Here is a 21012-nt window from a genome sequence, read left to right as displayed (position 1 = left end):
GGGACCTAGGCGGCCCTTGCTTTTTCATGATCATTTTGTCATATCGATCCAGCGTCCGTTGCGGAGAATCGATATTTTTTCCCCGTTCTCGGTCGCGATCGTCACGGCGATTTGATTGTCATATGGTGACGGCGCGATCGAGGTGATTTCGTTTTTCGTACTTCCCATCGTTGTCCATGAGCTTGTGGACGGGTCGAAGATGCGAATCGTGTAGATGCCGTTCGTTTCAATAGCGACATAGATCCGGTTTTTGACAACGACCGCGTCAATGATGTTCTGGTCGGCAAGCAGTGTTTGCTCATTTCCGTTTCTAGTCCGTTTTAATGACGGTCGAGCGGTTTCACTGTCGATTGCACTTACATAGACGATTTCACTGTTCGAAAGAAATGCACTGTTGACTTTATTGTCCGGCGACGAGGTTAATGGCGTCGGCTGTTTGTTCGCGGAGGAGAGATCCACGAGAAACAGCTGCGGATCTGTCCCGCTTGTATCAATGGAATCAACATCCGTTTTTTGATCGTCGGTGTAGTTTGTTTTTCCTTCATTGGCAACGGTGTACAACAGCTTCGTTCCATCCGGGGATAGACGAAGGTCCGTTTTATATTTCACTTTGTCATCAATCAATTTGTTGATGCTGCCTGTTTCCAAGGACACAACAGCGATTGCTTCATTGTTGCTTCCGTAAATGCAATAGAGTGAGCGGCCGTCGTTGGACCAAACGAAATCCGTTTTCACTTCGTCATCGTCGCCGATTTGTTTGACGACGTTGGAGGATAAATCGATGATAAACAAATGGCCGTTTTCATCGACGTAAGCCGCTTTTTTTCCATCAGGTGATAACGTAAGATCCATTTCGTTGATGGAACGGATGGCCGTTCGCGAGCGAATGTCCAAAAGCAGTGAAGAGGCTTCATCCGGTCGGCTGATGAGCAATGTATTTTGATCGATCCATTGTGGATTGATGCTCGTTCCTTTGATGAAACCAGACGTGGCGATAAATCGATCTTCCTTCTCGATCTCTCCCCCTAGTGCATAGACGAGGGCGGACAGATTGATGTACGGCACCCCGTTTTGAATGAATGGCGCGGTCGGCAAAGAGATTTTTTTGCCGCCGGCGTTCAATACATAACTAAACGGGTGGAAGAGAATTGTCCGGTTTCCTTTTTCCACCTTAACCATGCTCGTTTTTTTGTCAACGTGCACAGTAGCGCCAAAAGCAACGGCAACATCATTGACTGAATAAAAAGATGTCTGTCCTAACACGAGACCGTGAATCGTGGCAGTGGAGCCGTTCACTTGCCATGTCTCGCGAAATGGGTGAAAGCTGCCGGATGTTGACACGATGGCAACGCCAGCTTCTGCTTTCCATTGTCCGCCTAAGAGAGCGGCGATTTGCTTGGCATCGACGTACAGTTCTTGACCAAAACGCTGTGGGACGACAGACAATGAAACGGATTTGCCATTCACCAATGCCGCTTTTTTCCCCGTCTGAAGCACGATCCGTACATTGGGAGATGTACGTCGAATTTCATAATATTGGTGTTTTTGATCATACCGATAATCGGCTGAAAACAGCTTGGCCATATCGCTCCCCGCCAATAAAACAGTTCCCGAACGATGGAGCGAACGGATCGTCATCAATTTGCCGTTGACATTGACAATATAGTGAGATGCGGCTGTATTCTTTTCCGCTGCGGCATAGGCATGGCCATCGAGAGCCGTCCATGATGAGGGGGAAGCCGCCAGCAAAGCTGTCGCCATGACAGTTCCGGCAATGATTTGTTTCACGAGAGCCTCTCCTTTCTATTTTTCCTTTTGCATGAGAAGCGGGTTTCATTGTTTGATGGAAAGCAACCCTCCTTTCCATTCAAAGGATTTAAGAAATTTTTCCTAAGCATAAACGATTATATGAGAAAAGTGTAAAAGGAATATTTTGTTTTATTTAAAGTGTATTAATATTTTGTGTTTTCGTTGTTAATTTCACTATGCAACGCATTTCTATATAACTGTAGATGAGCATTTTTCATTACAATAATTTCCATGCCCTAAGAGACAAACAGGGGACCCCTTAGGCGACATGGAGCTGTTTTTTGATCACATCAATGGGAATATCTTGCTTCGCGGCATCGTAGATGAACTCGACGACGCTGTGCCCTTTCCGAGACCGAAGAAGCTCCAGGCCGGAAGAGAGGTCTTGCTGAGATTCGGCGATGCTGTATACGCAGGCTAAGAGCACCACGGCCCAATACCGTTTCACCGCCCGAATGTGACGAACACGGTACCCATCGAGCTTCAGCTGGTCTTTGGCCTGCCGGAAAAAGCATTCGATCGTCCAGCGCTGGGCATAATAACGCAAGATCTCTTCATCGCCTAGCTCCCGGTCGGTGCTCAAGACGACATGGAGATGATCTGGCGTCATCGGTTCATCCGCCTTCCAAGCCAGCAGCACCACCGCGTCATCGAGGCCATGGATCGCTCCCTCGTAGCGATACACGCGGTAACGCTCCTTCCCCACCGTGACGAGGCGGGTGTCGTTGGGCTCGATATAGCGGGCGAACTTCTTCGCTTGGATGGCGATACCTTTCGGATAGAGAATCCGGTTCGTCTTGAGCATGGCGATGACATGGAATCCTTGTTTCAGGCAGGCTTCGATGAGCGCTTGGGACGGATACCACGAATCCATGAGCACATACACCGGCTGAGCCCGTTTCCCCTTGAGCGAGGAAAGCATCTCGATCGCTAGGTCGATCTTGCTTCTTCCCGCCGTCTTGTCATACAGACGAAAGGCGAACGGGAACGCTTGCGAGAAAGTATGCACCATCAGCCAAACGAGCGAATGCCCCCAAACGGATTGATGATCTTTGTGCGAGTAGTGCCAATCACACCCTTGAATGGCGCGGGCAGCCCGTGACGAAGGCTTCGTTTTTTGGCAAATCGTATCATCAATCGAAACAAAAAGGGGTTGATTCTCCTGTTTGGCGATTCGCTGGATGCGATGAAGGATCCATTGCTGGAGTTTGCGAAGCAACGTCTCTTCATCCCAAGGGCTTTTCGTGAAAAAATGGCTGAGCGTGGTTCGATGATTGGGATGAAAACTCCAGTGATGGACATCGGTCAATGTTCCCGAAAATCCCTTGGTAGTCAAGGCATCCACAATATGAACGAGATGCTTGATGACCGGTTTCGAGAAATCAAGCGCCAATCCCAGCGTCATGAAAAACTTGTGGATTCCTTGATGATGTGCTCATCGATTCATGAGACATGAACCTCCTTGCGGGTAGTTTGAGCACATCTATTTTACTCAAGGAGCTGGGTTCATGTCTCCTTTTTTGTTTAGCTGTCAATTTATGTTAGCAAATTTGCTCATCTACAGTATATAAGTTGCAATAAAGAATTTCCGAGAATCATTTGGTGAAGATTTGGATGTTTTAAAGAAAAATAAACCCGCCTCGACATGGGCGGGTTTTTTCTGTCAATCCAAATACTTCTCGCATAACGATACAAACTTTCCATCTGACTTTAGCCCTTCCAAAATGCTTCGCAACATTGCACTTCTTTTGGGAAGCTGCTTCTCGAACTCTGCCACAAATGTGTCCTTGTCCCACTGTGATTTGCCAGCGTGATAAAACAGTTTTTCTAGGCGTTCCAACTCGTTGGCAGTAAAGCCAGTGGCTAAGGCCAGAATCGCAAAGCTTTTGTGCTCCTTGTTCACCATATCTAAGAGTAACGTAATGGCGTCGGTGGCTAGACTTAATTTTGCTTCAAGATCCTTGATTCTTTCCTCGTCCATAAGTATCCTCCTTGTACTATAGTAATACCCAGTCTACCAATTTTGAAATGATCCAACCAACCTGTCTCGCTGTACTCAGATGAAAGGTCTTTCTAAGAAGCTGTGTCAAGGATTCATTCGACATCGGAATGAAAAAAATCCTCCTGATTTTCGTCGGAAGGGTACGAAATGTGAGGTCGAAATCAACATCATGAACGAGGGAACGAAGAAAGGATTTGATGCTTTGCCAAATGGTTTTACTGGCGCCTATCATGAAAAGCATGGCAGCTGATTTTAGCCGAACTTTTTGTTCTAATCATAGAACGAGGGCTGGATCGCGATGTTGGTGTTTGATCGTGTTATTCAAGTTTTGGAGCGGATTTTTCGCAAAAAGTATTAACCGTACAGTGCAGAGGTGGGTGATTTTCTTTTATAATAAATATGTCTTTACACCGATAATGACAGGAGGATATACATGAATCAACCGACGATTTCCCAGCGCAAGCTGTTAGGCATTGCCGGCCTTGGCTGGCTGTTTGACGCGATGGATGTCGGCATGTTGTCGTTTTTGATGGCCGCCTTGCAAAAAGACTGGAACTTGACAGCCGAACAAGTCGGCTGGATCGGCAGCGTCAACTCGATCGGCATGGCCGTTGGGGCGCTCGTGTTTGGGTTGCTTGCCGACCGGATCGGCCGGAAACATGTTTTTCTTGTCACATTGTTATTATTCTCGATCGGCAGCGGGCTGTCGGCGCTGACGACGACGTTGGCGGCGTTTTTGGCACTTCGCTTTTTGATCGGCATGGGGCTTGGCGGCGAGCTGCCGGTCGCGTCAACGCTCGTCTCGGAAGCGGTGCCAGCTAAGGATCGCGGCCGGGCTGTTGTGCTGCTTGAAAGCTTTTGGGCCGGCGGCTGGCTGCTGTCGGCGCTCATCTCGTATTTCGTCATACCAGCCTATGGATGGCGGACGGCGTTATGGCTGGCGGCCGCACCGGCGCTGTACGCCATTTACTTACGCCTCCGGCTGCCCGACTCACCACGGTTTATGGCAACGAAAAAAGAGGGAACGGTATGGAGCCATATCGCCCACGTATGGTCGGCGCCGTACCGGAAGGAAACGACGATGCTTTGGCTTCTTTGGTTTTGTGTCGTCTTTTCGTATTACGGCATGTTTTTATGGCTGCCAAGCGTCATGGTCATGAAAGGATTCAGCTTAATTAAAAGCTTTGAATACGTGCTTGTGATGACGATCGCCCAGTTGCCTGGCTATTTCAGCGCCGCATGGCTGATCGAGCGGGCCGGGCGGAAGTTCGTCTTGATCACATATCTGCTTGGCACAGCGGCAAGCGCCTACTTTTTCGGCACGGCCGAGTCGCTTGCGGGGTTGATGGCGGCTGGCATTTTCTTGTCGTTTTTCAACTTAGGCGCTTGGGGAGCGCTGTATGCGTACACGCCGGAGCAATACCCGACGTCGATTCGTGCGACCGGCGCCGGCATGGCGGCGGCGTTTGGCCGCATTGGCGGCATCTTCGGCCCGCTGTTCGTTGGCTCGCTTGTCGCCAAAGGGGTGTCCGTGACGGCGATTTTCACTCTGTTCTGCCTGTCTGTCCTTGTCGCCGTCCTCTCGGTCACTGTTCTTGGCAAAGAGACGAAGCAACAGGAACTCGCCTAAGTTGACAAACAGAAACAGGGGCTATACCTTAAGGGTAAGCCCCTTTTGGTTTGGGAAAAATGAGAGAGGCGGTGGATTGTCCGTTGTGTCCGTCTGTATCCGTTGTCATCCCGACATACAATCGCCCATATCCGCTTGCCGAGCTGCTTGAAGCGTTAAGCCGGCAGACGTACAAGCCGTTTGAGGTCATCGTTGTGAACGACGGCGGCGAGCCGGTCGATGATGTCGTCGCCTTGTATCCGGAGCTGGACATCGGCGTCATTGACCGCCGCGACAACGAAGGACATGTCGCGGCCCGCAACGCAGGCGTCCAAGCGGCGCGTGGCGAGCTCATCATGCTTTGCGACGACGATGATCTAGTGTTGCCGTGTCATCTCGAGCGGATGGTCGCGGCGCTCGAGCATGCGGACTTCGCCTATGCCGATGCGGAAATTGTCCAGTATCGGGTCGAAAACGATCAGCGCATCCCGTTCGCTCGCTTCTTATTTGCCTATGAGTACGATTTGGAAGCCATGCGGACGTTTTCAACGTACGTCCCGTCCGGGAGCGTGTATCGCAAGTCGCTTCATGACGAAATCGGCAGCTTTGACCCGTCTATCCACAACTATTGGGATTGGGACTTCTTTTTGCGTGCTGCCTCTGTGTGTCGCGTCACCCGTGTCGCGGCGGCGACCGTGTTGTATGCGTTCAGCGCGGATGGCGACAACATGTCGCGACAGCTCGACGACAGGCGGCGCCAATATTTGCGGCGGCTTTGCGAGAAGCATGGGCTCGGCGATTTGCCGGTGAAAAACTTTTGGCTTTTGCTTGACGAGCCGGAAGTCGCGCGCCGCCGCGCCGAAAGTGAAGTCATCTGGGACGGCCAGCCGATCGTGTCGCGGTTTTGGATGCAAAAAAAGAGAGGCAACTATTGACAGAGGTTTTGCGGGTTTGTTATTATAATGAGCAAAATCGTATAGCGAATCGCGATGACGGATCAATAGTAGTTAACCCTCTCTTCCAAAGCGAGCCGGGGATGGTGGAAGCCCGGTGAAGACGGTTAATGAAACGGCAGTCCGGAGCGGAAATGGAAAAAGGGGATGCGCTGTTTGCGCATCAACTAGGGTGGAACCGCGGGAGCTACGCTCTCGTCCCTAGGCGTCATGCCTAGGGGCGAGGGCATTTTTGATTTGTTGGCACCATACACATGTGAAGGAGGATGATAACATGGCTGCAACCATGGAAGAAATCGTTGCCCACGCGAAACATCGCGGCTTCGTGTTTCCGGGGTCGGAAATTTACGGTGGGCTGGCGAATACGTGGGATTACGGCCCGCTCGGCGTTGAGCTGAAAAACAACATCAAACGGGCGTGGTGGAAAAAATTCGTCCAAGAGTCGCCGTACAACGTCGGTTTGGACGCCGCCATTTTAATGAACCCGAGAACGTGGGAAGCGTCTGGCCACTTAGGCAACTTCAACGATCCGATGGTCGACTGCAAACAGTGCAAAGCGCGCCATCGCGCCGACAAGCTGATTGAGCAGGCGCTTGAGGAAAAAGGGATCGAGATGATCGTTGACGGCTTGCCGCTAGCGAAAATGGATGAGCTGATCCGCGAGCATGGCATCGCCTGTCCCGAATGCGGCAGCCGCGACTTTACGAACGTGCGCCAGTTCAACTTAATGTTCAAAACGTACCAAGGCGTCACCGAGTCGAGCGCCAACGAAATTTATTTGCGCCCGGAGACGGCGCAAGGCATTTTCGTCAACTTTAAAAACGTCCAGCGCACGATGCGCAAAAAATTACCGTTTGGCATCGCGCAAATCGGCAAAAGCTTCCGCAACGAGATCACGCCAGGGAATTTTACGTTCCGCACGCGTGAGTTCGAACAAATGGAGCTCGAGTTTTTCTGCAAACCGGGCGAAGAGCTGAAATGGTTCGACTACTGGAAGCAATTTTGCAAGGAGTGGCTGTTGTCGCTCGGCATGAACGAAGACCATATCCGTCTGCGCGATCATGCGAAAGAAGAGTTGTCCCACTACAGCAACGCCACCACTGACATCGAGTACCGCTTCCCGTTCGGTTGGGGCGAGCTGTGGGGCATCGCGTCGCGCACCGATTACGACTTAAAGCGGCATATGGAATACTCGGGCGAGGACTTCCATTATCTCGACCAAGAAACGAACGAACGCTACGTGCCGTACTGCATTGAACCGTCGCTTGGTGCCGACCGCGTCACGCTGGCGTTTATGATCGATGCCTATGACGAGGAAGAACTGGAAGACGGCACGACCCGGACGGTCATGCATTTGCATCCGGCGCTCGCACCGTACAAAGCGGCCGTCTTGCCGCTGTCGAAAAAGCTCGCTGACGGGGCGCGCCGCATTTACGAAGAGCTCGCGAAACATTTCATGGTTGACTACGACGAAACCGGCTCGATCGGCAAGCGGTACCGCCGCCAAGACGAAATCGGCACGCCGTTTTGCATTACGTACGACTTTGAGTCCGAACAAGACGGCCAAGTCACCGTCCGCGACCGCGACACGATGGAACAAGTGCGGCTGCCGATCGGCGAGCTCAAAGCCTTTTTGGAGGAAAAGATCGCTTTTTGATGACAAGAACGGAGGCTGTCTCAACAAGTCGATTTAGCGATCTTTTGAGACAGCTTCTTTCTTTTATACAAAGTGGGAAGTCCGAAGACTTGCAGGTCACAGTAATGTCGCCACAACATCGTGGTATTTGAAAGACAGTTATAGCGATCTCGCTGATGCGGTCAATGCGTTGCCGAAATTTTAACATCAAGATGGATGACAGTTTTGGCATCGGAGCTGTCCAAGTACATTTAGAGACTATATAGAAAAAATGCCCTGGAGGGTAGAATTTCAGGGCATTTTTTTGTTCCCTTTCCGGGAAGAGTCAATTAAACTACGAAACCTTCAAAATTTACCTACCTTGTTAAAAAACATCTTAGTAAGGTTTACAATCACTAAGATCTTCCTTGCTGGTCATTAATAAATAGCTGGAAGAAATTTTCAATTTAGCATTGCTGCTCTAATAAAATCATATACGGGTTTAATCATTTTTGGTCCTCCATTGTAAGTGGTACCATTGACACTAAAACTGCCTCTATGAACAGCAATGATTTCATTTGATGAATTTAATAAAGAAGAACCGGATTGCCCATTGTAAGTATCAATTTGATAAAATGCAAGTTCATTGGTTTCTTTTGAAATAGAGCCAGTCATTCCCCATTGAGAAACTTCGTTATACTGTTCGATTTTATCCCCTGGGTATCCATAAAGTTTTGCTGATGTACCTTGAATGCTAGATACTTGTCTTAATGGAAGGTATCCAACTACATCACCAATATTTTTTCCTAAGTATGTGCTAAGCTTAAGTACTGCAAAGTCTTGAGTTGGATCGCCTGTTTGAACATAGTTGCTTGTAATATAATAATCTACTATTTGATATACCCCATATGAATACATATTATTATTGACAGCGGGATATACATGACCGTTTATCGCACCAGACTGATTTGTAACATCCATAACACAATGTGCATTTGTAAGGACTTTATCTTTCCCAATAACAGTTCCTGTGCAAGTATACCAACCATCTCTAAATTCTAATTCAATGTACGCGATTTGTCTGTGAGGAGTGACTGAAGTATTGGAAACCTTTGTACGACCATCAGCACCAATAACGACCTGAGGGAAATATTCATTTGGAGATTTACCACCTATATATGTTGTTTCAGGGGTTAAATTATATTTGTAAGGTTTATTTTTTTTGAAATCCGTATTTATCTCTGTTTTTGGAAGAACTTCACCGGTACCTTCCGAGCCTTCCGTGACTAAAGATTTGGAATTCTTTAACTTTTTCATGTAGTCTTCATACTTAATGACTTCACCTTTTGAATTAATCATGTCATAAGCATTATTACTATTTTTTTGAGCGTTGACGGTTTTTGGGGCATTAATTATGGGCGAAATGATAAACCCAACCATTACTAAAATGATAAATCCAATTTTTTTCATATAAGTAGCCCCCTTTATGAATTTTTCAAAATTATTATAACAAAATAGTTTATATATTTGAATTATTTATAAAATTATAATTACATAGGTTCAATCTTTATAACTTCGACTTTGCCCGGATACGATTCTAAAATCTCTGAATACCACACTTTTACTTTTTGTCCATTTTTTATTCCCCTCAAAGTACCAAACCCCTTAATCCATAACTTACTCATATTATATTTTCTTCTTAATTCCTGTATTGTTAATTTATTTGCGTCTTCCTGAACAAAATCTGGATCTTCAACTAAATATACTTCCCCTTCTTTCATAATTATAAAACCTTCCAAAGTAGCTTCTTGATTAAGAGATTGGTTAGTTCTATATTCGTTAAAGAAAAATAATAATACTATAAAACCTAAAATAGTACTCACTAAAATATATCTTTCCATACGCTTGCCTCCTTATCTTTTATATTTTTGTGTTATATAATGGTTTATCTTCTATAGATCCATAGTTTTCCCTTCCCAAGATAACAGAGCATTTTATAGTAATACATATTCAGTATATTCCTCACATTTCGCACCCTAACAGGGTAGAAAGAAAGGATTTTTTATTTCGTTTTTTAGAATAACATTTCGAGATGATGTATAAAATTTTGTGTAAAGCATTTTACTAGATCAAAAGAAAAAAGGTAGGGTATTCTCTGATTTGGACAAAAACACATTCCAGAGAAAGGAGTACCCTACCTATGTCTAAAAGAAATATACCGAATGTCGACTGGGCAAATCAACTGGAAAGCGTCATTCGTCAGTTTGTGAAGGAAAAATTAGAGCTGATTATGCGGGAAGAAATCAAACATTTCCTCGAAATCGAACAGGCTGGAACGCCGAATATGAGAAACGGCTACTATCAGCGAAATCTAGATACGCAATATGGCCGGATTGAGGGTCTTTTGGTTCCAAGAGACCGAAACGGGGAATTTCAAACACAGTTGTTTGCCCCTTATCAACGCCACACCGGCTGGCTGGAGGAAGCCATCATTAGGATGTATCAAAGTGGCATGAGTACACGGGAAATTGGCAAGTTTATCGAACGAATTCTAGGAAATGCTTATTCTCCAGCGACGATCAGCCGGATTACCGATGTCGTGAAGGAAGACATCGAGAAATGGCACAATCGTCCTCTACATCAGCGTTATTCGGTCTTATATTTGGATGGTTTATACGTAAAACTTCGTCGCGAAACCGTGGAGAAAGAAGTCATTTATGTGGTGTTAGGGGTGAACGAAGAAGGATATCGCGAAATTCTTGATTTCTTTGTGGGAGGACAAGAAAGTGCCTATGTATGGCAAGAAATTCTTCAAAACCTCTACCAAAGAGGCGTCAAGGAAGTGCTTCTGGGCGTATTCGATGGTCTTCCGGGGCTGGAGGAAGCTTTTCGCTCGGTTTATCCGAAAGCCGATGTGCAGCGTTGTGTCGTTCACAAAGTACGTAATACCTTACATCGTGTTCGGAAAAAAGATCAATTTGAAGTGGCAGAGGATCTCAAACTGATTTATCGCGCCCCGAATAAGAAGATAGCGTTACAGATGTTTCAACAGTTTGAGTCGAAATGGTCCAGCAAATATCCAAGAGAAGTTCAATCTTGGGCCAATGAGTTGGATGTCCTCCTTACATTTATGGATTATCCAAGCAGTATTCGAAGTGTGATTTACACGACGAATGCCATCGAACGAACGATCAAGGAGATTCGGAAACGCCTAAAGCCGATGAACAGTTTGAGCAGTTTAGAAGCCGCTGAAAAAGTCGTGTATTTGACCATTCAAGATTTTAATGAGAAATGGGCAGGGCGAAAGTTACGAGGATTTGCCGAAGCGCATGAAGCCCTTCAACGAATGTTTGAAGAACGCTACAATTAACCAAATATTGTAAATAAACAAATAAGCAAAGAAAGGGGATTTCCTCTGTCCACACAGGAGACTGAATATTCAGTCTCCTGTGTGGAGAAAATCAGTCCCCTATCAATTCAAATCCATTTCAGAGAAACCCTACCCCATTTACATTACACAAAATTCTTGACGGTACCCATTTCGACCAAGTAACTATTCAGCGACATAATAAAGTGAGTTGAATAGTTTTTGTATTTCTTGTCTATGATGTGAATACCCATAGACAAGAAGGTGAATCACATGTTGACGGTACAACAAGCTGTATTGACAATGGAGAGCCTCATGGGCAAAATCCAACAACAAAACCAGTTCATTCATCAGCTCATCCAAGAAAACGAACAGTTGCGTCAGAAAAACAAACACTTGAGCAAAGAAAATGAACGACTCAGAGGTCGCATTCAAGAGCTGGAAGCACGCACGAAAAAAAACAGCTCCAATAGCCATTTGCCCCCATCCTCTGACCGTTTTGCCCGCCCTCGTTCTTCACGTAAGCCATCTGGCAAAAAGCCAGGCGGACAAGAAGGACATCGTGGAACGACGCTCCGTCAAGTGGAACATCCCCATCATCGTGTCGTCCATCGTGTGAACAGGTGTCAAGGATGTGGGGCTTCTTTGTGTGAAGTCCAACCTTTCAAAGTCGATGTCCGTCAAGTGTTCGATCTCCCTCCTGCGGCGATCGAAGTCACCCAACACGAGCGTGAGGTGAAATCGTGTCCGCATTGCCAATGTGTCCAACAAGCCCCGTTCCCACCACACGTAACGAATCATGTGCAATATGGCCCACGACTCATTGCGCTCGTTGTTTATTTACACCATATTCAATTGATTCCGTACAAGCGTTTAAGTGAGATGATCGAAGCGTTATATCAGCACTCGATCAGCACAGGAACTCTTACCAATATGGTGAAACGAGGACGCGAAGCGCTGGAACCCAACTTGGACATCATCGAAGAAACTTTGCTGGATTCCAACATCTTGCATGTCGATGAAACGAGTTTGCGCATCGAAGGGAAACGGGCATGGGTTCCTATCGCGTGCACATCGAAATATACGTACGTGGCTCCTCACGCTTCCCGTGGAAAGAAAGCGACCTAGACATTAGGATTCTTCCCCGATATCAAGGGACGATGATGCATGATGCGTTCGGTACGTACCCGAACTGTAAATTATCATTTTATTTCAGCACAAAACACCCATTTTTTTGCACATTCTTTCAGAAATCCCTCTCCCCTTTTCTGAAGGAATGTGCTAATTTTTTTGTGAATTGTTTCGGACGAAGATTTCCATTCGTTTCAAGGGGGGGGAGGAAGTGTGATCCAGTTTCACGACTTTGGCATTGACATTCAAACGTATACGGATCGTGGGAAAGGGAACGATTTTCCTGATGTAAACCAATGTCCCCACTGTCTATCCCGCCGCCCCTTGCATCGTCACGGGTATTACCAACGCTATGCGTTGACGGCAGAGGGGGAGTATCACCTTTGGATCGCACGATATCGTTGTCAGGAATGCCGCAAAACCGTGAGTGTGCTGCCTTCATTCCTCCTCCCGTATGTTCAATATACCCTATCCGTCATCTGGCAAGCGGTCAAAGCATGGCTCGAACCACCAGAACAAGGAGCGAAGACCAAACAGGTTGATTTTCCCACCAAGGGGGTCATTTTGTTTTATGTCCGACGATTTTTCCGGAATCTCCCCCGCTTGCATCACGTGGCGGCGAGGAGATGGGAGATCATCGGCCCTGTGGGGAACGCAAGAACCGAACGGGCCGTCTGGTGGATGCAGCTCTTGGAGGGACGGGGGGTGGGCTCGATCATCCAAGACCTGTGGGCCAACGAGAGATGGCATCTGTTTGCAGATTAAATCACATCCTAAATTTCTATTAAAAACCAAAAAAGGGGACTGTTGATGTTTCCACAAACCCTTCCTCTCGACGAATCTCGAGCCGTTTCGTAAGATAGGGGACAGAGGGACCGGGACGGTCCAAAATCACAGAGAGGCAAGGAGGAGATCCGGATGGATGAATCGATGAGACACGATATCGCCCTGTTTCGGTACGGGCTGATCGCTCCGTTGGTGAATGGGCAGGTGGAACCCAAAGCGTATTTGAATGAGGTGGGCGGGCGAGTGCACTCGATTCCTCATCAAGGGGACAAACTCATTGCGACGAAGACGATTCTGGATTGGTGTGCTCGATACAAAAAAGGGGGCTTCGACGCCTTGAAGCCGAAGCGCCGTTCGGACCGCGGCCGCTCCAGACGTCTGTCGCCCGATGATGAGGATCATATTCTAGCGTTGAGGAAGGAACATCCCACCATGCCCGTTACCGTTTTCTATGAACAACTCACCAAGCAGGGGGACATTCCTACCACCCTCTCATATTTTACTATATATCGACTGTTGAAAAAACACAACCTAGTGGGAAAAGAAATCTTGCCGATGCCGGAGCGAAAGCGTTTTGCGTATGACCAGATCAATGAGCTATGGCAAGGAGACTTATCCCATGGACCCACGATTCGCGTCCATGGGAAAGCCCAGAAAACGTTTCTGATCGCTTATATCGATGACTGCTCGCGGTTGGTGCCGTACGTATAGTTTCCCTTCGGAGAAGTTTGACGGGCTGCGGGTCGTCACAAAGGAAGCGGTGCTTCGTTGCGGGAAGCCGAAACGCATTTACTCGGACAACGGGAAAATTTACCGGTCCGAGGTGCTGCAGTATGCGTGCGCCGAGATGGGGATTACGCTCATCCACACCCAGCCGTATGACCCGCAAAGCAAAGGGAAAATCGAACGGTTCTTCCGCACCGTACAGACGCGGTTTTATCCGCTGTTGGAGCTGGATCCGCCGAAGTCGCTGGACGAGTTGAACGAGCGGTTCGGGAAGTGGCTTGAAGAAGCGTATCACCGAAAACCACACGCCTCACTGGACGGAAAAACGCCGCATGAGGTGTTTCAGTCCCAAGTGGAACGAGTGGTGTGGGTCGAAGACATCGACTGGCTGGATGCGATTTTTCTGAAACGGGAGCACCGCAAGGTGAAAGCCGATGGCACCATCACCTTAAACAAGCAGCTGTATGAAGTGCCGCCCCGGTTTATTGGACAGTCGATTGAACTCCGCTATGATGAACGAGGCGTCTATGTGTACGAAGACGGCAAACGGGTGGCGGAAGCCATTCGGGTACGTTTGGAGGATCACGCCCATGTGAAGCGTCACCGGTCGCCGTTTGCGGAAGTTCCAGCGAAGGAGGGAGAACACGGTGTATAAATCGTTCTACTCTCTTTCACGGGAGCCGTTTGCGAAAGAAACCGCCCCGTCCGAGGCGTATCAAGGGGCAGCGTTTCAAGAAGCGCTGCGGGCGCTGGAGTACGTGAAACGAACCCGGGGAATCGGGCTGTTGACCGGAGAACCGGGGGCGGGCAAGACATTCGCCCTTCGGGCGTGGAAAGAATCGTTGTCCCCTTCTTTGTATCACGTGGTCTACTTCCCGTTATCGACTGGAGGCGTGATGGATGTTTACCGCGGGCTGGCCCTTGGGTTGGGGGAAGAACCGAAATACCGCAAGGTGGATCTCTTCCGCCAAATCCAGCAGGCCATTGAGCGGTTGTATCATGAACGGCGGATCACACCGGTGTTGATATTGGACGAGATGCATTTAGCGAAGGATGCCTTTTTACAGGACATCGCGATCTTGTTCAACTTTGAGATGGATTCCACCAACCCCTTTGTCTTGATGTTAGCTGGGCTGCCCCATTTACAGGGGAAGCTGCGGCTCAATCAGCACCGCCCTCTCGATCAGCGGATCATCATGCGATGCCGGATGGGGCCGCTCGAGAAGGAGGAGGTGGCGGGCTACATCGAGCATCGGATGAAACAGGCCGGGGCGAAGCATCCGATCTTCACTCCATCGGCGTTAGAGGCGATTGCCCTGCAGTCGCAGGGATGGCCTCGGGTGATCAACACGCTGGCTACGACATGCCTGCTGTACGGGCATCAGCTGAAAAAGGACGTCATTGACGAAGAAGTGGTACGTATGGCCACAGAGGAAATGGGGTATTAGCACGAAAGGGGCCGACTCGGCCTCTTTTGTGCTTTCTCTTTTCCAGCGGTCCACTAGGAGACCGGTGATTTACTTAACAACGCGGTAAAACCTATATTTTCTCAAATTCAGAAACCTTGATAAAACGTGCTTTTGTTTCTCATTCAGCTTCGTCGATTTCTCAAGTATCCTCGATTTAATCCTAGATACGGCTTTGCAATGTCACTTCTCAACTAGAAAAACCTTGGTGTATCGACTCTGCTTTTCACGTGTTCTCCCATTGATGAAGGTACTCAGCCGTTTTTCACCAGCCTTCTAGGCGCGCTGGAAATCTTCATCTGAAAAAGCGTGCAAACGTTCCGAAAGAATGTGCAAAATCCGGAACAATCCGCAAAAATTTTGCACATTATTTTGGAATCCGCCTGAAATAATTTGAAAAAGGGATTCTGAAATAATGTGCTAATTTACACCGAACTACACCGAAGCCACCCATGCCCTTTGTCACGCCCATCATTTGCGTGATCTGAAGAACTTCATCGAACAAGGGCAGACATGGGCCATGCGCATGACCACCTTTCTGTTCGCCGCCAAACAGGCGGTCGAAGCCCATCACGGTGCACTCCCGAACGAAGAAGCGAAACGATGGGAGCGTGTGTATGATCGCATCTTAGCGAAAGCACAGCACCGTTTGGAAACGATGACGCCCCTCCCGAAAAAGGCACTTGCCTTTGTTCGACGGCTTCAAAAACGAAAGGAAGAAGCGCTTCGTTTCTTGCGGGAAGTTCATGTTCCCTTTGACAACAACCAAGCAGAACGGGATCTTCGTATGGTCAAAGGGAAAGAGAACATCTCGGGCACGTTTCGTGACGAACCATTCGCCCCGTCTTTTTGTATCGCAAGAAGCATTGTTTCCACACTCACGAAACACGAAAAAAACGTGTGGAATTCGTTGTGTCGTCTGTTGAAAGGCGAGATATTCTTTCTACTACTTACTTAAGGCGTTTTCTATCACAGAAATGCCCGATTTGTGCTGGGTTTCTTTACATACTACTATCGGGGTGAATAGTTACCAAAAAAGAGCGCTTTAGACATGATCGAGAGTTTGGTCATCATGCCGTTGTTGTAAGGAATCCCCAGATTATACCATAAAAAACCTTCTAAGGGAAGGTGTATTTGGCATGCCTATCTTTCCATATTCCCACGGTCACAGCCTCCAAAGATATAGAGTGAAGCCTTGGAGGGAGTAGCTCCAAGGCTTCACTTGATGGCTATGGGGGTACCCTGTTTGTTTTTTTGTATATGGAAATTACTGAAACAAGAAACGCTCATCTACAGTAACAAATTTCAGTCGAAAAATGTCGACAAAAATATATATTCTTAATACTTTTTTTTTGGTAAATTGATAAGTATAAACTTAAAGAAGCAACTTGTGAATACGAAATTTTGAATGGAGGTGAAATTTTAATCATAGGTGATTAATGAAGTGGAATCTATTTATTTGTTGGAATATTTAGTGAAATGAGTGCTTGGTTAGCAAGACAAGAGCCAATTTCTCATGATCAATATTGATTCATTTGTTGAAGGATTTAGAGCATACTTCTAATAAGGGTGAAGAAAGGTGTGGTAGTGAGAATGAACGTCAGATGGATAAAAACAATGACAATTGCTACTATGGTTTCGATTTTTCTCTTTTCTCCCACTCTAGAGGTTTTTGCTATTAGTCAATCCAAGGATTACAGCATTCCTGGGGATCAGGGAACTTTGACTTCCAATGTGTGGCGTTCTACTTCACCTACTTATTCTGGGAATACGATACAATGGGATTGGCAAGCTTCAGCAGTTTACAGTGGCAATGGAACGGTAGAAATGATTAAGACTGAATGGTATAGTTCTGCCTCTTTAAGAAATTCTGCTTCTATTACCATGGGCGTTTCTGGGGATGGAGCTACCGCCGGATTATCATCCTCTTGGCAGACGGTTCAAACAAAAGTTAAATATTGGGAAAACAGCAACGGCGCTCAGAGCTCTTCATGGCGATCAAACATTGTTATTTCACCTTATAAAGACTATCGCTCTGATACCATTTCTACAATTAATACGGCATATGTAAAATTAAAGGGGGACCCGAGAACCTTTTATATTTCCGCAGGAGTTTAATCATTCGCTTTTCTGAGTATAATGTATGCAAAGTTTCGTCACATAATACATCTAGGAGGCCTGTGTTTAGTACAAATAATGATTTCACTCATTTCTCAATTAGAGAAACTAGGTAGAATGAGCTTTCTTTTTTGAATGAAAATGCCTCCGATTGATGTGTGACAGCGTTTTTTCACCAGCCTTCTAGAAGGCCGGTGAAAAACCGTTGATTCCCTTCATCAATGGGAGAACGTATGAAAAGCAGGGCCGATGCAACAAGGTTTTTCTCGTTGAGAAATGAGATAGCAAAGCGGTATCCACGATTCAAATCACCAGCCTTCTCGTGTTGTGTAAGACGAAGGATACTGTTCGAAGATTAGAGGGAGGGCTGGTGGAAATGGCTCTCCCCTTTGGCTCACGTTGGCTGACGTGAAACGGATTGTGAGTGAAATATTTGTGGATGCTCCAAAATTCATTTTCAATTATAGGATGAGAGTCATGAGAAAGATTTTTCTTTTTTGTACTGTGGTGCTTCTTTCTCTTCTTGTTGGGTGTAGTTCAGTAAGCACTGAACAAAAGAAGTATATTACATTTCCAGTATGCACTAATAATGATAAATGCAAAATTTTGTATCATCAATTTACACAGAAACTTGTCGCTTATAATTTGGTGACGCATGCCATTGAGCAACAAACTAATCGTCCCAATTTTTTCGTGTATGCATTTCCAACCAAATGTCTATATTATACAGCAGGAGATAGCAAATATGGACATTTTAGTATTTTAAAAATTAATGGCAATGAGATTGAGAAATTGTATAGTGGAAGAAAAGGAGAAGCAATTTTCCCATTAGCCAATGATGGAAGCAATTACGTATTTATCAAAATGTATTTGGATAATAAGGGCATAGAAATAAGCCGAACCATTGCTCGTTGGGATGAAAAAGAGAAACGTTTGGTTGAGTATCCGCACGTAAAAGGGCCAGTATCTTATGGTGCCATCATAGGTAGACAACTTTACTATACGGCTTACAATCCTAGTGATGATGACTATACAATGTATGTTTTGGATTTATCTAATAAAAGCAATCAACCACGGTTGGTTGAAAAGGGCTTAAAGGCAGGACAGCTCTATGTCATCGACAGAACGTTGTATCGTTCAGATCAAGAGAAAATATATGCAGATAATGGTAGGATATTTAAAAAGAAATTGATCAATTACATTGATAAAGTAAACCGATTGCTTATACAAATATATCCAAATGGGGATGCAGATTTGGTATTAGACATAGTAAAGATTGATACAAATGAGAAAATCGCTTCTGTAAAGAATGTTATCGATTTTTTTACAGAACGTAGGAAAGTCATTGTTTACAGTTTAGATGGAAAGAAAGAGATCATCGTTCCATAAAAAGGGGAATAAAAGGTGATTTCGTTAAAACATGTCACAAAATGTTTTTCTGAAAAAAAAATACTCGATGATGTAACGTTTCAATTTGAAAATAAGCGAATATATGTAATTAGTGGAGAAAGCGGTTGTGGAAAAACGACGCTATTGAATGTTATAGCCGGTTATATGGATGTGGATGAGGGAAAAGTAGAAAAAAAAGAAGGAATAAAACTCGAATATCTTTTTCAAGATGATTTATTATTTTCTAACTTGACTGTAAAAGAGAATATGTATGTAAAGTATGCAGCTGTTTGTAAAGATGATCAATATTTTGAGAAAACATCATTAGAGGTGTTAGCTCGATTTCGTATTGACCATTTGGCCGATCGGAAAATTGCGATGTTATCCGGTGGCGAAAGGCGTCGTGTGCAGCTGGCCCTCTTATTTATAAGTAATCCGGATGCTATATTGCTTGACGAACCTTTGTCAAGATTGGATCAATCAAACCAATCCTTGATTGCCAACATGATCTCGGCGATTTTTGGACATAAATTATGTATTATCGTAACTCATGAGGGTGTAGAGCTTTTTGCAAATGCTACCCGATTGGTCATGACAGGGGGAAAATTATGTCGTGGATAAAAAGGTCAAAAAGCAAGTGGCAAAGCTTATACTAAAGAAGGCAAGCACATATATAAATACCTCTATGGTCATATTTATGCTGTCGCTTTTCCTTGTCTCGACATCGTTTCTTTTTTTGTTTAAGCAGTATATACAAGTAGATAAAGATTTTATCAGCAATGACAATGTAAGGATGATCGAAATTACAGGAAAAGATGAACACGGTAATCATTCACGTTCACTAAAGATTTATGATGAAAATAAACTGAGGTCTATTCTTTCTAAGTATAAAGGTATACGTATATATACGATGTATCAACTAAACTTTGGAGTTGAAGATGAAAAAGGAAATAGGTATTTTATTTATGGAGTAGATGAAGAGGCAGCACGTTTTTTAGGGAACTGTCAGTTGGATGCGGGGGTTGCTTGTTCAAAACTAAAAACATCACAAATCAATCTACAAATTCCTATTGTTCAGGTAGAGGATGGGGGAATGAGCAGCCACGTTCGTTCTAAATTCCTTGTAAAGAATAAGCAAGGAATTCTTCAAAAAAATCCTTTTACTTTATATACTGAAGATGAAGGCATGTTTACAAGCCATACATTATATGTCGGAAAGCAGACATTTCAGAACATCATTGAAATCGCCTTTCGTACAAACTGGAGCGAGTTCCAAAGAGAATATGATCAACATAATCCGTTTGGTGTCGAAATCGTAAAAAGTATGTACATATATGTAGACAACATATCCGATATCGATCGTATCGCCAAAAGGCTTGAAGAGCACGGGTACCACGTCCGCTACACATTTAAAGCGTTTCATGACTTTACGTTGTCGCTTCGCAATACAGCTGTTATTGCTTCATTACTATCGATAATAATTGTTATGATTGCTGCTGCATATCTCATTTTTTCTTTTCGAGCTTATTTACAAGTACAGCAAAAAGACATGGGAATATTAAAACAATATGGGTACAGCTCAGAGAATATAAAATCCATCTATTCATACAATATTTTCCATATTTTTAAAAACGCAGCGACTATTATATTTCTATACTCCATTGTTATCGGTATGTATCTTATTCCCACTGACCAATTTTTGTATATTGGATATGTAATGTTTATCTTGTTGCTTATCATACTGCTTGTTTACCGGATCATTGTGAAAAATGTTTTACATTCCTATTGTTCGAAAAATATAATGGTCTTACTAAAGCTAAGTAAAGAGTTCGAGTAGACGGAAAATTTCCATCTGTATCTTCTGACCATTTGATTTTATGCGTTGTTGAAAAGTGGCGAACGCCGTTGTAGAAACGACGAGAGCGAAGAAAGAGCATTGTCGTTTTCATATCATTACGCCGTCTTCAAAAAACGACTGAGCGACGCGGAGTGAAGAAGGGACGAGGGCGCATGAAACGCCCTTGTTGCATTTTCGCGAAAA

At 45.5% G+C, this 21012-nt stretch carries 15 protein-coding genes and 4 pseudogenes; 14 read left to right on the top strand and 5 right to left on the bottom strand.

The window, feature by feature from the left end:
• Positions 1-30: 30 nt before the first annotated feature.
• The 3 genes from NST29_RS17870 to NST29_RS17860 all read right to left on the bottom strand — a co-directional run bounded on the left by NST29_RS17870 (position 31) and on the right by NST29_RS17860 (position 3790).
• Positions 31-1788 (bottom strand): stalk domain-containing protein, encoded by a 1758-nt coding sequence (locus tag NST29_RS17870; RefSeq protein ID WP_033020189.1) that lies wholly within the window; start codon positions 1786-1788, stop codon positions 31-33.
• 280 nt (positions 1789-2068) lie between these two features.
• Positions 2069-3214 (bottom strand): IS701 family transposase, encoded by a 1146-nt coding sequence (locus NST29_RS17865; protein ID WP_339232543.1) that lies wholly within the window; start codon positions 3212-3214, stop codon positions 2069-2071.
• Between the two features lie 258 nt (positions 3215-3472).
• Positions 3473-3790 (bottom strand): hypothetical protein, encoded by a 318-nt coding sequence (locus tag NST29_RS17860; RefSeq protein WP_033019800.1) that lies wholly within the window; start codon positions 3788-3790, stop codon positions 3473-3475.
• A gap of 454 nt (positions 3791-4244) precedes the next feature.
• Here NST29_RS17860 and NST29_RS17855 point away from each other — a divergent pair, with 454 nt between their 5' ends.
• The 4 genes and pseudogenes from NST29_RS17855 to NST29_RS17840 form a co-directional block, all read left to right on the top strand.
• Positions 4245-5441, top strand: a complete 1197-nt coding sequence (locus NST29_RS17855; protein WP_033019798.1) for an MFS transporter — start codon at positions 4245-4247, stop codon at positions 5439-5441.
• 83 nt (positions 5442-5524) lie between these two features.
• Positions 5525-6355 carry a glycosyltransferase family 2 protein gene (locus NST29_RS17850; protein ID WP_033019808.1) on the top strand — a complete coding sequence of 277 codons (831 nt, stop codon included), beginning with the start codon at positions 5525-5527 and terminating at the stop codon, positions 6353-6355.
• 292 nt (positions 6356-6647) lie between these two features.
• Positions 6648-8030 (top strand): glycine--tRNA ligase, encoded by a 1383-nt coding sequence (locus NST29_RS17845; RefSeq protein WP_033019795.1) that lies wholly within the window; start codon positions 6648-6650, stop codon positions 8028-8030.
• Between the two features lie 76 nt (positions 8031-8106).
• Positions 8107-8214, top strand: a pseudogene (locus NST29_RS17840) (integrase); the annotation flags it as partial.
• Between the two features lie 236 nt (positions 8215-8450).
• Here NST29_RS17840 and NST29_RS17835 read toward each other — a convergent pair.
• Complete coding sequence (locus NST29_RS17835) at positions 8451-9458, bottom strand: trypsin-like serine protease (RefSeq protein WP_324698652.1); 1008 nt, start codon at positions 9456-9458, stop codon at positions 8451-8453.
• An 80-nt stretch (positions 9459-9538) separates the two neighbouring features.
• Positions 9539-9889: a DUF3221 domain-containing protein gene (locus tag NST29_RS17830; RefSeq protein ID WP_033842806.1), complete on the bottom strand. Its 351-nt coding sequence runs from the start codon at positions 9887-9889 to the stop codon at positions 9539-9541.
• Positions 9890-10188: 299 nt separating this feature from the next.
• Between NST29_RS17830 and NST29_RS17825 the strand changes: the two genes are divergently transcribed.
• The 10 genes and pseudogenes from NST29_RS17825 to NST29_RS17780 all read left to right on the top strand — a co-directional run bounded on the left by NST29_RS17825 (position 10189) and on the right by NST29_RS17780 (position 20808).
• Positions 10189-11358, top strand: a complete 1170-nt coding sequence (locus NST29_RS17825; RefSeq protein ID WP_014194791.1) for an IS256 family transposase — start codon at positions 10189-10191, stop codon at positions 11356-11358.
• Positions 11359-11628: 270 nt separating this feature from the next.
• Positions 11629-12545, top strand: a pseudogene (locus tag NST29_RS17820) (IS66 family transposase); the annotation flags it as partial.
• Between the two features lie 154 nt (positions 12546-12699).
• A complete protein-coding gene (locus tag NST29_RS17815) occupies positions 12700-13251 on the top strand; it encodes a DUF6431 domain-containing protein (protein ID WP_033021581.1) in 552 nt (183 codons plus the stop codon).
• Between the two features lie 153 nt (positions 13252-13404).
• Positions 13405-14653, top strand: a pseudogene (locus NST29_RS17810) (IS481 family transposase).
• Complete coding sequence (locus NST29_RS17805; protein ID WP_324698655.1) at positions 14646-15446, top strand: AAA family ATPase; 801 nt, start codon at positions 14646-14648, stop codon at positions 15444-15446. Before NST29_RS17810 ends, NST29_RS17805 begins: the two are co-directional and overlap by 8 nt.
• A gap of 454 nt (positions 15447-15900) precedes the next feature.
• Positions 15901-16422, top strand: a pseudogene (locus tag NST29_RS17800) (transposase); the annotation flags it as partial.
• A 635-nt stretch (positions 16423-17057) separates the two neighbouring features.
• Positions 17058-17582, top strand: a complete 525-nt coding sequence (locus tag NST29_RS17795) for a hypothetical protein (RefSeq protein ID WP_081916990.1) — start codon at positions 17058-17060, stop codon at positions 17580-17582.
• Between the two features lie 477 nt (positions 17583-18059).
• On the top strand, positions 18060-18971 hold the full coding sequence (locus NST29_RS17790; protein WP_033018107.1) for a hypothetical protein: 912 nt from the start codon (positions 18060-18062) through the stop codon (positions 18969-18971).
• Positions 18972-18986: 15 nt separating this feature from the next.
• On the top strand, positions 18987-19592 hold the full coding sequence (locus tag NST29_RS17785; RefSeq protein WP_033018105.1) for an ATP-binding cassette domain-containing protein: 606 nt from the start codon (positions 18987-18989) through the stop codon (positions 19590-19592).
• Positions 19585-20808: a hypothetical protein gene (locus NST29_RS17780; RefSeq protein WP_324698656.1), complete on the top strand. Its 1224-nt coding sequence runs from the start codon at positions 19585-19587 to the stop codon at positions 20806-20808. Before NST29_RS17785 ends, NST29_RS17780 begins: the two co-directional genes overlap by 8 nt.
• The last annotated feature ends 204 nt before the right edge of the window (positions 20809-21012 follow it).

The organism is Geobacillus sp. FSL W8-0026 (genome assembly GCF_037966255.1).
In the GTDB taxonomy this organism is placed as follows: domain Bacteria; phylum Bacillota; class Bacilli; order Bacillales; family Anoxybacillaceae; genus Geobacillus; species Geobacillus icigianus.
This window is presented reverse-complemented; position numbering and strand designations above follow the sequence as displayed.

What these genes read in the sequence shown, in the direction of transcription:
- NST29_RS17825 (WP_014194791.1), top strand. Translation starts at nt 10,189, where the DNA reads ATGTCTAAAAGAAATATACCGAATGTCGACTGGGCAAATCAACTGGAA.
- NST29_RS17860 (WP_033019800.1), bottom strand. Translation starts at nt 3,790, where the DNA reads ATGGACGAGGAAAGAATCAAGGATCTTGAAGCAAAATTAAGTCTAGCC.
- NST29_RS17865 (WP_339232543.1), bottom strand. Translation starts at nt 3,214, where the DNA reads ATGACGCTGGGATTGGCGCTTGATTTCTCGAAACCGGTCATCAAGCAT.
- NST29_RS17855 (WP_033019798.1), top strand. Translation starts at nt 4,245, where the DNA reads ATGAATCAACCGACGATTTCCCAGCGCAAGCTGTTAGGCATTGCCGGC.
- NST29_RS17790 (WP_033018107.1), top strand. Translation starts at nt 18,060, where the DNA reads ATGAGAAAGATTTTTCTTTTTTGTACTGTGGTGCTTCTTTCTCTTCTT.
- NST29_RS17795 (WP_081916990.1), top strand. Translation starts at nt 17,058, where the DNA reads ATGAACGTCAGATGGATAAAAACAATGACAATTGCTACTATGGTTTCG.
- NST29_RS17835 (WP_324698652.1), bottom strand. Translation starts at nt 9,458, where the DNA reads ATGAAAAAAATTGGATTTATCATTTTAGTAATGGTTGGGTTTATCATT.
- NST29_RS17830 (WP_033842806.1), bottom strand. Translation starts at nt 9,889, where the DNA reads ATGGAAAGATATATTTTAGTGAGTACTATTTTAGGTTTTATAGTATTA.
- NST29_RS17845 (WP_033019795.1), top strand. Translation starts at nt 6,648, where the DNA reads ATGGCTGCAACCATGGAAGAAATCGTTGCCCACGCGAAACATCGCGGC.